Source organism: Neorhizobium vignae, from assembly GCF_000732195.1.
In the GTDB taxonomy this organism is placed as follows: Bacteria; Pseudomonadota; Alphaproteobacteria; order Rhizobiales; family Rhizobiaceae; genus Neorhizobium; species Neorhizobium vignae.
In genome coordinates, this window is sequence record NZ_JNNU01000004.1 from 57,200 (window position 1) to 70,015 (window position 12,816).

Here is a 12,816-nt window from a genome sequence, read left to right on the forward strand (position 1 = left end):
CAGGTCAAAAGCCGAGAGCGCTGAGGCTTGGATGATCGTCGGGTCTGCGTCCGAGCGGCCAATGGAAACGCCGCTCCGACTCGCGGATGGGCGCGTCGTTGATGGAGGCGAGCCGTCGGTGCATCAGGCCATGTTCGTCAAACTCCCAATTCTCGTTGCCGTAGGAGCGGAACCAGTTGCCGCCCTCGTCGTGCCACTCATAGGCGAAGCGGACCGCTATGCGGTTCTCCCGGAAACTCCACAGCTCCTTCACGAGACGGTAGTCCAGCTCGCGCTGCCATTTGCGGGTGAGGAAGCCGACGATCGCCTCACGCCCCTCCAGGAATTCAGCCCGGTTGCGCCAGTAGCTATCGACCGTGTAGGCGAGCGCCACAAGCGCCGGGTCCCGGCTGTTCCAGCCATCCTCCGCGAGGCGAACTTTCTCGATTGCCGTTTCCGGCGTGAACGGCGGAAGGGGTGGACGCTGATCGATCATTGGGTATCTCCATGGGCGGCAAGGCGGGCGCGCAATTCAGCGTTTTCCGATTCGAGTTCGGCCAGTCGATCTCGAAGGGGACGGACCGCCTCCCCTACTTGTTCCTCGGTGAAGCGGGGAGTGATGTGCTGCGGACAGTTCCAGTCGAAGCTCTCGAGCCGCAGCCTGAAAATGCGTTCGAGCTTCGCCCGATAGTCCGCATCGATGACAAGCGCGGCCAGGGCAGGATCCGCGTCGAGCGCCACCTCCTCCACATGCACATAGATCTTCAACCGGGCACGACGGGCGTAATCCATCAGGAAGAGGCATGCCCTGTCGTTCGCCGCAACATTGCCGGTACTGATATACTGGCGATTGCCGCGATAATCCGCGAAGGCCAATGTCCGGTCATCGATCACCTTCAGAAAGCCGCGCGGGCCGCCCCTGTGCTGGACATAGGGCCAACCCGTCTCCGAGACCGTCGCCATGTAGAAGCTGTCCCGGTCGGAGATGAAGGCCACTTCATTTTCCGTAAGGCGATCGAAGTCACGATCACCAGAAAAATTCTGCCAGATGTGATCGGCGCCCATAGCCTTCTGTGCAGCCCGAACGCTGGGTGTGATCGCGATGTCTAGAAAGCCATAGGACATGAAGGAGCTCCTTCCCGGCAGAGCCGCTATCGGCGCCGTTGAGGATGCATAGCCTTTTCCATAATTAAGCATAATATAGCATTTCTGGAACTCATCCTTTCAAGAAATGGAAAAGCGGATGGATCGCTTCGAAGCCATGTCGATGCTGCTGGAGGTGGTGGACAAGGGTAGTCTGTCCGCCGCGGGTCGGGCGCTCCGGGTGCCCGTACCGACGCTTAGCCGGAAAATCTCGGAGCTCGAGGCCTCGCTCGGCACGCGTCTGTTGATCCGCACGACCCGCAAACTCACCCTGACCGATGTCGGCGCCACCTATGTAGCGGCGGCGCGACGTATACTCGAACAGGTCGAGGATGCGGAACGGGAGGCCGCCGGTGAGTTCACAACGCCAAAGGGCGAATTGGTCATCACGGCGCCGATCATGTTCGGCCGGCTCCATGTCCTGCCCATCGTCATCGATTTCCTGGCCCTGTTTCCCGAAATCAATATCCGCCTGCAGTTGGCCGACCGCAACGTTCATCTCGTCGACGATCATGTCGATATGGCAGTCCGGATCGGCCAATTGCCGGACAGCACGATGGTTGCGACGCGGGTCGGATCGATGCGGATGGTGACCTGCGCCAGCCCGGCCCTGCTCGCGGCTCATGGTGTTCCGCAGATACCGGAGGATCTTCGAAGAATGCCTTGGGTGACGTTCGAGGGGCCGGCTCCATCGTCAATTCGGCAAATGCTGCCGGCAGGATCGAGTGCGACCGCGGCGGCATCACGCCTTTCCGTCTCGACCGCCGAGGCGGCTGCGGAGGCCGCGATATGCAATGTCGGGGTCACGCGGCTGCTCCATTACCAGGCGGCAGAAGCCATCAAAGCCGGAGAGCTCCGGATCATCCTGGAATCCTTCGAGCCCGAGCCCGCACCCATCCATCTCGTTCACGCCGCGCGCGGCCAGATGCCGCTCAAGATGCGCAGCTTCCTGGATTTTGCCGCACCGAGGCTGCGCCAGGCGATCGTCGGGATCAGCTCCGCCGCCTGACGTCGCCGCGGCGCGCCGGACGCGATGAGCCTGCGCACTGCTTGTTTGTGACATCCACCCTATCTTAGAATGGATGTTCGGCCGCGGCACATTTGCACGGGAGCTTCAAAATGACCGTTATTCAGGAAGAACCTCCGACCGCACTCCCCTCACATCCTGAGGAAATCAAATCCACTTTTGATCTGCGCGTGGGGAAGAACATTACCTTGCAAGGCAGCGCCAGAATAACGCCTGTGGGCGTGATCAGCACCGGAATCGCGGTTGCCGCAATGACGTTTGCACTGGGGTATCTCATATCATCAATGCGGCGTCGCGGGAGTTAGGCGGCCACCGGCGGCCGATCAGCTCGCAGATAATGTTCAGAGATGATTGAAGGAAATGGCGCACCCGAAGAGATTCGAACTCCTGACCCCCAGATTCGTAGTCTGGTGCTCTATCCAGCTGAGCTACGGGTGCGTCTGCAAGCAGTGCGTCACCGCTTGCGTGGCGATCCTCTAAAACGTCCGCATTCCGATTGCAAGCGATTTTACCGAGGGCAACGTCATTTTGCTGTCACTTCTCGCTCAAACCGTTGAGAAGCAACATTTATTTGCGTCAGGCCCGAACCCGGTAGTCCTCCAGAGAGACCGGACGGTCGGGAATTTCTATTCTAAACTGCGTGCCGGGGCCTGGTTTTTCCACAAGTGCGATGGTGCCGCCATGGGCCAGGACAAGCTCGCGGGCGATGACCAGGCCGAGGCCGGTGCCGCCCGACCGCGCCGAGCCGCGGAAAGCGGAGAACAGGTTCTCGCGGGCCTTTCGCGGCATGCCGGGGCCGGTGTCGTCGATGGTGATGCTGACGACGCTGCCGACCCGGTGTGCGGAGACCGTGACCCGGCGAACCATGGACGCATCCTGCGGATCGAAATTCAGCAGCGCCTGGACGGCATTCCGGCAGAGATTGTGGATGACACGGAAAATCTGCTCGCTGTCGCAATCCACTTCGAGATCGGCGGCGATCTGATCCAGGAATTCGATGCCGATCTCCGGATCGATCGCCAACATGTCGCGCACCTCCTGGGCAAGCGCTGCAAAGCGGATCCGGCGGCGCCGGGGCGCTGCCTCGGAGGCCTGGCCGTAAGCCAGCACCTCGTTCGTGTAACCTACCGCGCGGTCGATCGTGCGCAACAGTTTCGGTGCGAAACTCCTCACCATCGGGTCGTCGACATCCGTCAGGCGGTCCGACATCAGCTGCGCCGATGCCAGGATGTTGCGCATGTCGTGGTTGATCTTCGAAACGGCGAGGCCAAGATCGACCAGGTTCTTCTGCTGCTTCAGCGTTCGCTGCAATTGCGCCTGCATGGCTGTGAGGTGCCGGCCGGCAACGGCAAGCTCGCCCCGGGAACGATCGGCGCTAAAGACGCGGGCGGGGTCGTCCGGCTGCTCCGAGAAAAGCTGCATGCTGTGGGTGAGCCGCCGGATCGGCATGATCATCATCCGGTTGATGGCAAGGAAGATCAGCACGGCGGTAATCAGGGAGATCAGCAAAGACAGGAGAAACATCGTCTTCGAGTATTTCAGCATGTCCTTGCGCAATGCGTCGTCGGTCATGACCAGTTCGATGACCATGTCGCTGTCGCCGATCGGGCCGTAAACGCGCATCACGCGGCCGCCGCCAAAGACGAGCGTGTCGAGTGCGTCGCGCATGGAGGACGCTATCGGGACATTGGCAAGATCGAACACTTCATCGATCTGCGGCTGCGTGTCCGTTGCAGCCAGCAGCCGCGAGGTGCCGTCCTTGCGCAGGGCGATCACCTTGGTGCCGGTCGCAAGCAGCGTATCGTCCTGCACGGCGCGGGGAAGCTCGGCGGGCTGCAGCCCGTCGATGACGATGCCGGCTGCGGCGGCCGTGTCCAGCCGATCGCGCAGCCAGTTCATCCGCATGGTGGCGACGGAGGGGACGAAGATCAGCACTTCGGCCATCATCACGAAAATGACGGTAAGCCAGAGAAGCCTGCCGGAAAGGCCGCGGAAAAGGCGCGGCATGGTTTCCGGGCCTACGCCTTCCGGCGAGGACCCCGAGCGCCCCGAGGTATGAACCTCGTCGTCCATGCGGATCTCCATTTCCGAATAACCGGCCCGCCGGATTGATACGAGCCTACGGATGATCGCTTATTTTAGAGGTTCGGCGTTTTTTTTACCAGTCCCCTTTGCCGCAGTGCAAAAGAGAAAACGGAGAGGTTTCCCTCTCCGCTTTCCTATTCGACTGATATGGGAACCTGGATCAGAATTCTTCCCATTCTCCGGCAACCGCAGCCGTTGCGACGGCCGCTCCGCCGAAGGCCCGCGAGAGCGCACCCGTCATCGCCTTTACCGGAGAGACGCGCGGCCGATGGACGGCAGCTGCCGCGACCGGCCGCGACGTCTTGACCGGTTCGGCAACGCGCTCGCCCTCCTGACCGATGTCGAAATTGGAGACGAGTGCAAACAGGCTGTCGGCCTCGGAAGACAATGTCTGCGTCGCCGCGGACGTCTCCTCGACCATGGCGGCATTCTGCTGCGTCACCTGGTCCATCTGGTTGACGGCGGTATTGACCTCGGCAAGCCCCGTCGCCTGCTCGCGGGAAGCGACGGCGATCGAATGGATATGATCGTTGATGCGCAGCACGCGGGTTTCGATTTCCGACAGTGCCTCGCCGGTCTTCTGGACCAGCATCACGCCTCCGGCGACTTCCTCGCCGGACTTGCTGATCAGCGCCTTGATGCCCTTTGCCGCACTTGCCGAGCGCTGGGCGAGTTCGCGGACCTCCTGAGCGACGACCGCAAAACCCTTGCCGGCTTCGCCTGCACGGGCGGCCTCGACGCCGGCGTTCAGTGCCAGAAGGTTGGTCTGGAAGGCGATTTCGTCGATGACATTGGTGATCTGGGCGATCTCGCGGGAGGCCTGCTCTATACGGCCCATCGCATCGACGGCGCTCCGCACCACCTCGCCCGACTGGACCGCGCTCTGCTTGGCCTCGCTGACCATGACGGTTGCCTCATGCGCCCGCTCGGTCGACGTCTTGACGACGGCGGTGATCTCAGCGAGCGCTGCCGATGTTTCTTCCAGCGCTGCGGCCTGCTGTTCGGTGCGACGGGACAGATCATTGGTGGCGCGGCTCAGCTCGGCGGCGCTGCCGTTGATGGAGCCAGTGGCGGTGCGGACATTCCGCATCGTGCCGCGCAGCGTATCCATGGTACCGTTGACATTGTGCTGCAGCTCGGCAAATGCGCCCTTGAAATTGCCTCGCATGCTGTCGGTAAGGTCGCCCTCGGCAAGGCTTTTGACGACGCGTCGGGTTTCCGACACTCCGGCATCGACGCTCCCGACCAGCATGTCGACGTCACGAGCGAAACGATCGAGGCTTTCCTCGCCCCATTGCTTGTCGATGCGGCGGGTAAAATCCCCTTCCGCGGCGGCCGCGACGACGGCGGCCATACGCGCCTGGAGGTCGTCGTTCTTGCCACGCATGGTCGCTTCGGAAACATTCATGCGAGCGACTTCGATGCCGTTCCTGCGGAAGATCTCGATCGCGGCTGCCATGTCGCCGATCTCGTCGGCGCGGTTCGCACCGTTGACGACCGTGTCGAACTCGCCGGAGGCAATATGTTTCATCGCCCGTGTCAGATCGGTGATCGGCTGGCTCAGCTGGCGGCGCCCCAGATAGAGACCGAAACCGGCACCTGCGGCAACGCCTGCAAGAGTGACTGCGGAGACAAGTATGAAAAGGGTCCGCGTGAAGCTATTGAGCTCTTCATTGACCGCAGCGAGGACGGCCTTGTCGGTGCCGACGATAGCATCGATCTCGACCTGATAGGCTTTGCGGTTGCTGCGGTTGGCGTCGTTGTTGCCCTGCTCGTTGGCGGCAGCCGGGCTCACCTCCCGGCCCAAGCGGGCGGTCTCGGTCCGGAAGCCGTTGAACTCCCTGGAACGGGCAAGCAGCTTATCGAATACGGCGCGCTCGTCGGCCGGGACGATCTTGTCCCATTCCTTCAGAAGCTTGCCCATTTCATCGAGATACGCGAGGATGCCATCGGCGAATTTTGCGGCCTCCTTGGTATCCTTCGACATGTAGACACCGCGAGATTCCATGACGACGGCGGTGACGAGCCGGTTCAGGTGTTCGCCCTTATGCGCCCGGTCTGCGGCCAATTCGTATTGAACCATCATCTGGCGATATTCGGCCATGGCAAATAGCGCCATGCCGCCGATAAAGCAGGCGACAAGGCTCATGAGGCCTACGAGGAGGTTGATTTTCCCTCGAATTTTCATTTCTTACCCTTCCAGACGGGACTTATCACGCGAGGAAGACAGGCCCGTAACCCAGATTTTCTTCCATTCAATTGCTAAAATTAGGCTTTAGAAATTAACGAAACACTTAGAGAAAAAGTGGCTACGCAGCCCCGGCGGGCATGACTTTTCCCGGCGCGCGCCTCGGTTGAGATATTTGACATTTGACAGGGAGGATGGCTCGCGCCTACTATTTTTCACCCCTAAATTCATGGGGGATATTAGTTCGAACGCACCTCCAATGTCGCACCAGCAGACGGGACCGATAAAGATCGGGCGGCTCTCGGCCTACAGGCCCAAAAATCCCGGCAGCGATTGACTTTTGCGGCGGAGTCCTCTTATAAGCCGCCCACGTTCAGCTCCGGCGGGCTTGCACGCATGCAGCCGCTTGCGCAGATCGTTTTTCCGAAGCGCTCTTGCCGTCGTGATGACGGCAAACTCCAAGAAGGGCCGCACACCGCGGTATTAAAATAAATGAAGCGTACCTATCAACCGTCTAAGCTTGTTCGCAAGCGCCGCCACGGATTCCGTACCCGTATGGCCACCAAAGGTGGTCGTCTGGTTCTCTCCGCACGTCGCGCCCGTGGCCGCAAGCGTCTCTCGGCCTAAGGCCTGAGATGCCCGAGACGACCGGGCGATGACGACTGAGACAAAGAACGAGAAAACTGTCGGGCGGCTTAAAAGCCGGCCGCAGTTCCTTGCCGTCCGCGGGGGCGAATCCCGCCGGGGCCGGAACTTCCTTCTGGAAGTCCTTGATCGAAACCAGCCGGACGAAGCGCCGCGCGTCGGTTTCACCGTTACCAAGAAACATGGCAACGCGGTCGAACGCAACCGCATGCGCCGCCGTCTCCGCGAGGCGGTGAGGCAATCTGCCGGATTTGCAATGAAGAACGGACACGACTATGTGATTGTCGCGCGGCGGGAGGTGCTTACGGCCCCCTTTGCGGATATGACGGCCCAGCTTATCGAGCGTATCGAAAGCAAGCCGAGACCAAAGCGGTCCGAGGAGACCCGTTCCAGGAAAGCATGATGGAAAAGAACCGCAATTACTTCATCGCGATCGCGCTCTCGGTGCTGATCGTTCTTGCCTGGCAATTCCTCTATATGAACCCGAGGATGGAAGCCCAGCGGCGCGCCGAAGAGGCCAGCCGCGCGCTGCAGGGCGAAACCGCTCAGCCTGTTTTGCCGGAAAGCCCCGGCGCCCAGAGTGGTTCCGGCGTATTGGGGAACCTGCCCGGCGCCAACCCGGCAACTGCTGCGCTCTCCCGCGACCAGGCGCTCGCACGGTCGCGGCGCGTGCAGATCGAGACGCCGGCCCTGATCGGCTCCATCAACCTGACCGGCGCCCGTTTCGACGATCTCAAGCTGCGCGAGTATCACGAGACCGTCGATGACAAGAGCCCGATCATCACGCTGTTTTCGCCGTCCGATACGACTGACGGCTATTTCACGGAAATCGGCTATATACCCAATGAATCGATTGGCGCCGCCCCCGGCACCGGCACGCAATGGACGCTCGCAAGCGGCGACAAGCTCACCCAGCAGACGCCGGTGACGCTGACCTTCACCAACGAGAAGGGCGTGACCTTCACGCGCACGATTTCGATCGACGACCACTACATGCTGACCGTCGCCGACAAGGTCGACAACAAGACGGCCGCCCCGGTGACGGTGACGCCCTATGGCCGCGTGCTGCGCAACAACAAGCCGGCAACGCCGTCCGTCTGGGTCATCCACGAAGGCTTCATCGGCGTGATGGGCGAGAGCGGCAGCCTCGACGAGCACACCTACGCCAATATTGAAAAAGAGCAGTTCACCAACGAGAAAGCCACGACCGGCTGGATGGGCATCACCGACAAGTACTGGGCTGCCACCATCGTGCCGCCGCAGACGCTGCCCTATGTTGCACGTTTCTCGCACTTCGCAGGTGCTCAGGCGAGCTACCAGGCGGACTATAAGGGCGACGACCTGACGGTTCAGCCGGGTCAATCCACCGAACTCAAGAACCTCGTCTTCGCCGGCGCCAAGGAAGTGCCGTTGATCTCGCGCTACGAGACGGAGTTCGGCGTTCCGCAATTCAACCGCCTGATCGACTGGGGATGGTTCTACTTCATCACCAAGCCGATGTTCCAGCTGATGGACTTCTTCTTCCGTCACGTGGGCAATTTCGGCGTCGCGATCCTGCTCACCACCATCGTCGTCAAGGCGCTGTTCTTCCCGCTCGCCAGCAAGCAATACGCTTCCATGGCCAACATGAAACGCATGCAGCCGAAGATGGAAGAGCTGAAGGCCAAGTTCGGCGACGACCGGATGGGCCTCCAGCAGGCAATGATGGCGCTCTATAAGGAAGAAAAGATCAATCCGATCGCCGGCTGCTGGCCGGTGCTGTTGCAGATTCCGGTCTTCTTCGCGCTCTACAAGGTCATCTACGTCACCATCGAAATGCGGCACGCGCCGTTCTTCGGCTGGATCCAGGATCTGTCCGCTCCCGACCCGACGTCGCTCTTCAACCTCTTCGGCCTGCTGCCCTTCGACGTACCGCACGCCCTGATGATCGGCGTCTGGCCGCTGGTGATGGGCGTCACGATGTTTGTGCAGATGCGCATGAATCCGACGCCGCCGGATCCGACCCAGGCGATGATCTTCACCTGGATGCCGCTGGTGTTCACCTTCATGTTGGCGTCCTTCCCGGCCGGCCTCGTCATCTATTGGGCGTGGAACAACACCCTGTCGGTGACGCAGCAGGCGATCATCATGAAACGTCATGGCGCCAAGATCGAACTCTTCGACAATCTGAAGGGCTTCTTCCGACGAAAAGAGGCGCCGACAAAATAGCGTCCGCCAAGACACCGACGAGGAACCCCGGCTGGTCCGGGGTTTTTCTTTTGGAATAGGGCTGCAAAGCCCGAAAGCTTGACATTGCCGGCCAAAACCTTGAAGCCGTGCCTTTCGACAGAACAGGACGACCAGAACCGATGCCCGCAGACATGAGCACGGACGACAAGCCGCTTTTCGGCCGCCCCTGGATTTTTATCCGCGGCGTGCCCTCGATGAAGTTCCTGCCACCGGAAGGCCCGCTCGAAGTTGCCTTTGCCGGCCGCTCAAACGTCGGCAAGTCGTCGCTGATCAACGCGCTCGTCGGCCAGAAGGGCTTGGCGCGTACCTCCAATACGCCCGGCCGCACTCAGGAACTCAACTATTTCGTGCCGGACGGCTATTCGGGCGCAGGTACCGACCTGCCGCCGATGGCGCTGGTCGACATGCCGGGCTACGGTTACGCCAAGGCGCCGAAGGAAACCGTTGACGCCTGGACCAGACTCGTCTTCGACTACCTGCGCGGCCGCGCGACGCTGAAACGCGTCTATGTGCTGATCGACAGCCGCCACGGCATCAAAACGAATGACGAGGAGGTACTGGACCTGCTCGACAAGGCGGCCGTCTCCTACCAGATCGTGCTGACCAAGACCGACAAGATCAAGGAACCGGCCGTGGTGAAGCTGCTGGCCGAGACGCAGGAAAAAATCCGCAAACACCCAGCGGCCTTCCCGTTCGTGCTCTCCACCTCGTCCGAAAAAGGCAAGGGGATCGAGGAACTGCGCCAGGCGATCGCCGAAACCGTCGGCCGGCCGCTCTGACGCTGCCCTATGGAAACGCCAAATCCGGCCGCCCCGAGAGAGGCGACCGGATTCTGATGTAAAAGCCCCAGCGGGTGGGACCGGCGTTTACATTTTCGGCAGCAGTACCTTGTCGACCACGTGGATGACGCCATTCGACTGCTTGACGTCGGCGATAGTGACACTCGACACGCCGCCCATTTCGTCGGTGAGCGTGATCTTGCCCATGCTTTCCTTGGCCTTCAGGACGCAGCCGCCGACGGTCTTGACGTCATGGGTGCCCTTGTCGTCCTTGATCATCTTTTCGATGGCGGTTGACATGGCGCTGGCCGCGACCACGTGGCAGGTCAGCACCTTGGTGAGCTGGGCCTTGTTTTCCGGCTTCAGCAGCGTTTCGACCGTGCCCTTGGGCAAAGCGGCGAAGGCTTCGTTGGTCGGTGCAAAAACCGTGAACGGACCCTTGCCCTGAAGCGTCTCCACCAGGCCGGCAGCCTTGACGGCGGCGACGAGCGTCGTGTGGTCCTTGGAGTTCACGGCATTCTCGATGATGTTCTTCTCTTCGTACATCGCGGCGCCGCCGACCTTCGGATTGGCGGCGAAGGCGGTCACAGCCGTAGCGGACAGAACGGTCGCGACGGCGAGCGTGCGGAGTGCGGTCTTCAACATGATGGCTTCCTCTTAAAAAAAATCGACTTGCCCCGGCGCGGATGCGCGCCTCCAAGGCCCGGCGTCCCGACATCGGCGGAGACATCGCAAGAGACGGAAGGCAGAGGAGAAGAGTTTCAAGGCTGGCGACGAAACCGCCTATAGACTTTTAAGCCGCTGTTTTTATTGATGTATATCTGCTTCGCCGTTTGCAGACTGTCATGTCTGGGCTTTCCGGCGAGGGGTATTTGCCGGAATACGGCCGCCATTTATCCGCCGCCGACACGTCGATTGGGCGACAATCTCGCGGACTGATTATTTCCTCTGTCAGAAACATGCGCTAAAAGGCCCCACTTATCATTCAGGGGTATCCGATGACGGCTTCCGAAAGCGAACTTCAGGCCAAGCTTCTGGCACAGGCGCTGCCCTATATGCAGCGTTACGAAAACAAGACGATCGTCGTGAAATACGGCGGCCACGCCATGGGCGACACCGAACTCGGCAAGGCGTTCGCGGCGGATATCGCGCTTCTCAAGCAGTCCGGCGTCAACCCGATCGTCGTGCATGGCGGCGGTCCGCAGATCGGCGCCATGCTGACGAAGATGGGCATCGAGTCCAAGTTCGAAGCCGGCCTGCGGGTCACCGACCAGAAGACCGTCGAGATCGTCGAAATGGTTCTCGCCGGCTCGATCAACAAAGAAATCGTCGCGCTGATCAACCAGACCGGCGAATGGGCGATCGGCCTTTGCGGCAAGGACGGCAACATGGTCTTCGCCGAAAAGGCCAAGAAGACCATCATCGATCCGGACAGCAATATCGAGCGGGTCCTCGACCTCGGTTTCGTCGGTGAAGTGGTGGAAGTCGACCGCACGCTGCTCGACCTGCTCGCCAAATCGGAAATGATCCCGGTCATCGCCCCGGTCGCGCCTGGCCGCGACGGCGCGACTTATAACATCAATGCCGATACGTTCGCGGGCGCCATCGCCGGCGCGCTCAGTGCCACCCGCCTGCTCTTCCTCACCGACGTTCCGGGTGTTCTGGACAAGGACAAGCAGCTGATCAAGGAGCTGACGGTCGCCCAGGCCCAGGCCCTCATCAAGGACGGCACGATCTCCGGCGGCATGATACCCAAGGTCGAGACCTGCATCGAGGCGATCAAGGCCGGCGTGCAGGGCGTCGTCATCCTGAACGGCAAGACAGCGCACTCGGTGCTGCTCGAAATCTTCACCGAGCACGGCGCCGGAACGCTGATCGTTCCCTGATCGCGAACGGCTTCAAGGCTCAGCCAGCGGCGGTGAAAACCGCCGCGGCGTCTTCCTTCAGTTTCGCCATCATCGCCCGGTAGGGACCGGGGCCGTAGCTGACCCGGCTGACGCCGAGTTCGCCGAGCCGTTTTGGCGACGGGACGCCGCTGAACATCATGATGTTGACCGGCAGCGGCAAGGCCTTGCATAGCGTCTCGATCAGCCCCTCATCGGCCAGTCCCGGTGCGAAGAACCCGTTGCCTCCGGCTTCGGCATAGGCTTGGGCACGTTCGATCGCCTGATCGAGAAGCGCAGCATGCTTCGTCCGGTCGCCTTTCTGCAGGAAAAGATCGGTGCGGGCGTTGATGAAGAACGGCATATCGCGCGTGTCCGCCAAGGCCCGGATAGCACGGATGCGCTCGGCCTGCTGCTCCACCGGATAGATACCGCTGCCGCCGACCACCTGATCCTCGAAATTGATGCCGATGGCGCCCGCGTCGATGACCTTCGCGACATTTGCCGCCAGTTCGGCCGGATCTTCCGCATAACCGCCCTCGAAATCCACCGACAGGGGAAGGTCGACCGCCGCGGCGACCGATTTCGCCGTGGCAAGCAATGCATCCAGCGGCAGATTCTCGCCGTCGGCATACCCTTGCGCTGCGGCGACCGACCAGCTTCCGGTACCGAGCGCCTTCGCTCCGGCCTCCGCAACCGCCTTGGCCGTGCCGGCATCCCAGATGTTGTAGATGATGACCGGATTGCCCTTCCGGTGAAGCGCTGCGAACGCGGCTGCCTTGTCGCTCTGAGACATCGATGATCCTCCTGTTGATCGGACTAACCTAACCGGTTTCGGTGACGGATGCCGCCGCGAAT

Annotated in this window: 13 protein-coding genes and 1 tRNA gene; 7 read left to right on the top strand and 7 right to left on the bottom strand. The window is 61.2% G+C overall.

The features are described 5' to 3' along the window. Positions 1-4 precede the first annotated feature (4 nt). Both GQ59_RS07135 and GQ59_RS07140 read right to left on the bottom strand, forming a co-directional pair. Entirely contained in the window at positions 5-475 is a 471-nt protein-coding gene (locus GQ59_RS07135; RefSeq protein WP_037079345.1) for a nuclear transport factor 2 family protein, read from the bottom strand. After that, entirely contained in the window at positions 472-1,104 is a 633-nt protein-coding gene (locus GQ59_RS07140) for a pyridoxamine 5'-phosphate oxidase family protein (RefSeq protein ID WP_037079348.1), read from the bottom strand. The genes GQ59_RS07135 and GQ59_RS07140 overlap by 4 nt, the downstream gene beginning before the upstream one ends. Before the next feature lie 118 nt (positions 1,105-1,222). Between GQ59_RS07140 and GQ59_RS07145 the strand changes: the two genes are divergently transcribed. Both GQ59_RS07145 and GQ59_RS31000 read left to right on the top strand, forming a co-directional pair. Then, a complete protein-coding gene (locus tag GQ59_RS07145) occupies positions 1,223-2,131 on the top strand; it encodes a LysR family transcriptional regulator (RefSeq protein ID WP_037079351.1) in 909 nt (302 codons plus the stop codon). Between the two features lie 110 nt (positions 2,132-2,241). Beyond that, positions 2,242-2,454 carry a hypothetical protein gene (locus GQ59_RS31000; RefSeq protein ID WP_080952601.1) on the top strand — a complete coding sequence of 71 codons (213 nt, stop codon included), beginning with the start codon at positions 2,242-2,244 and terminating at the stop codon, positions 2,452-2,454. 56 nt (positions 2,455-2,510) lie between these two features. Here GQ59_RS31000 and GQ59_RS07150 read toward each other — a convergent pair. The 3 genes from GQ59_RS07150 to GQ59_RS07160 form a co-directional block, all read right to left on the bottom strand. Further along, a tRNA-Arg gene (locus GQ59_RS07150) sits at positions 2,511-2,587 on the bottom strand. Between the two features lie 138 nt (positions 2,588-2,725). Continuing rightward, complete coding sequence (locus tag GQ59_RS07155; protein ID WP_162183289.1) at positions 2,726-4,156, bottom strand: sensor histidine kinase; 1,431 nt, start codon at positions 4,154-4,156, stop codon at positions 2,726-2,728. Between the two features lie 238 nt (positions 4,157-4,394). Continuing rightward, positions 4,395-6,422: a HAMP domain-containing methyl-accepting chemotaxis protein gene (locus tag GQ59_RS07160; protein ID WP_037079356.1), complete on the bottom strand. Its 2,028-nt coding sequence runs from the start codon at positions 6,420-6,422 to the stop codon at positions 4,395-4,397. 492 nt (positions 6,423-6,914) lie between these two features. Here GQ59_RS07160 and rpmH point away from each other — a divergent pair, with 492 nt between their 5' ends. The 4 genes from rpmH to yihA all read left to right on the top strand — a co-directional run bounded on the left by rpmH (position 6,915) and on the right by yihA (position 10,075). Then, positions 6,915-7,049, top strand: a complete 135-nt coding sequence (gene rpmH / locus GQ59_RS31005; protein ID WP_080719113.1) for a 50S ribosomal protein L34 — start codon at positions 6,915-6,917, stop codon at positions 7,047-7,049. A gap of 28 nt (positions 7,050-7,077) precedes the next feature. Further along, the gene (gene rnpA / locus GQ59_RS07165; RefSeq protein WP_037079357.1) at positions 7,078-7,470 is read left to right on the top strand and encodes a ribonuclease P protein component; all 393 of its coding nucleotides are present in this window, start codon (positions 7,078-7,080) and stop codon (positions 7,468-7,470) included. After that, entirely contained in the window at positions 7,470-9,275 is a 1,806-nt protein-coding gene (gene yidC / locus GQ59_RS07170) for a membrane protein insertase YidC (RefSeq protein ID WP_037079360.1), read from the top strand. The genes rnpA and yidC overlap by 1 nt, the downstream gene beginning before the upstream one ends. Positions 9,276-9,427: 152 nt before the next feature. Further along, positions 9,428-10,075: a ribosome biogenesis GTP-binding protein YihA/YsxC gene (yihA, locus tag GQ59_RS07175; RefSeq protein WP_037080219.1), complete on the top strand. Its 648-nt coding sequence runs from the start codon at positions 9,428-9,430 to the stop codon at positions 10,073-10,075. Between the two features lie 87 nt (positions 10,076-10,162). Here yihA and GQ59_RS07180 read toward each other — a convergent pair whose 3' ends face one another. Then, positions 10,163-10,720, bottom strand: coding sequence for a fasciclin domain-containing protein (locus GQ59_RS07180; protein WP_037079361.1), 558 nt, complete (start codon positions 10,718-10,720; stop codon positions 10,163-10,165). 353 nt (positions 10,721-11,073) lie between these two features. Here GQ59_RS07180 and argB point away from each other — a divergent pair, with 353 nt between their 5' ends. Then, entirely contained in the window at positions 11,074-11,961 is an 888-nt protein-coding gene (gene argB / locus GQ59_RS07185) for an acetylglutamate kinase (protein ID WP_007771514.1), read from the top strand. 19 nt (positions 11,962-11,980) lie between these two features. Here argB and GQ59_RS07190 read toward each other — a convergent pair whose 3' ends face one another. Beyond that, positions 11,981-12,754: an isocitrate lyase/PEP mutase family protein gene (locus GQ59_RS07190; RefSeq protein ID WP_037079364.1), complete on the bottom strand. Its 774-nt coding sequence runs from the start codon at positions 12,752-12,754 to the stop codon at positions 11,981-11,983. Positions 12,755-12,816: the final 62 nt, after the last annotated feature.

Bases quoted from the DNA above. Each gene is read 5' to 3' on its own strand.
- argB (WP_007771514.1), top strand. From the start codon at position 11,074: ATGACGGCTTCCGAAAGCGAACTTCAGGCCAAGCTTCTGGCACAGGCG.
- GQ59_RS07140 (WP_037079348.1), bottom strand. From the start codon at position 1,104: ATGTCCTATGGCTTTCTAGACATCGCGATCACACCCAGCGTTCGGGCT.
- GQ59_RS07145 (WP_037079351.1), top strand. From the start codon at position 1,223: ATGGATCGCTTCGAAGCCATGTCGATGCTGCTGGAGGTGGTGGACAAG.
- yidC (WP_037079360.1), top strand. From the start codon at position 7,470: ATGGAAAAGAACCGCAATTACTTCATCGCGATCGCGCTCTCGGTGCTG.
- rnpA (WP_037079357.1), top strand. From the start codon at position 7,078: ATGACGACTGAGACAAAGAACGAGAAAACTGTCGGGCGGCTTAAAAGC.
- GQ59_RS07160 (WP_037079356.1), bottom strand. From the start codon at position 6,422: ATGAAAATTCGAGGGAAAATCAACCTCCTCGTAGGCCTCATGAGCCTT.
- GQ59_RS07180 (WP_037079361.1), bottom strand. From the start codon at position 10,720: ATGTTGAAGACCGCACTCCGCACGCTCGCCGTCGCGACCGTTCTGTCC.
- GQ59_RS07155 (WP_162183289.1), bottom strand. From the start codon at position 4,156: ATGCCGCGCCTTTTCCGCGGCCTTTCCGGCAGGCTTCTCTGGCTTACC.
- rpmH (WP_080719113.1), top strand. From the start codon at position 6,915: ATGAAGCGTACCTATCAACCGTCTAAGCTTGTTCGCAAGCGCCGCCAC.
- GQ59_RS31000 (WP_080952601.1), top strand. From the start codon at position 2,242: ATGACCGTTATTCAGGAAGAACCTCCGACCGCACTCCCCTCACATCCT.
- yihA (WP_037080219.1), top strand. From the start codon at position 9,428: ATGAGCACGGACGACAAGCCGCTTTTCGGCCGCCCCTGGATTTTTATC.
- GQ59_RS07190 (WP_037079364.1), bottom strand. From the start codon at position 12,754: ATGTCTCAGAGCGACAAGGCAGCCGCGTTCGCAGCGCTTCACCGGAAG.
- GQ59_RS07135 (WP_037079345.1), bottom strand. From the start codon at position 475: ATGATCGATCAGCGTCCACCCCTTCCGCCGTTCACGCCGGAAACGGCA.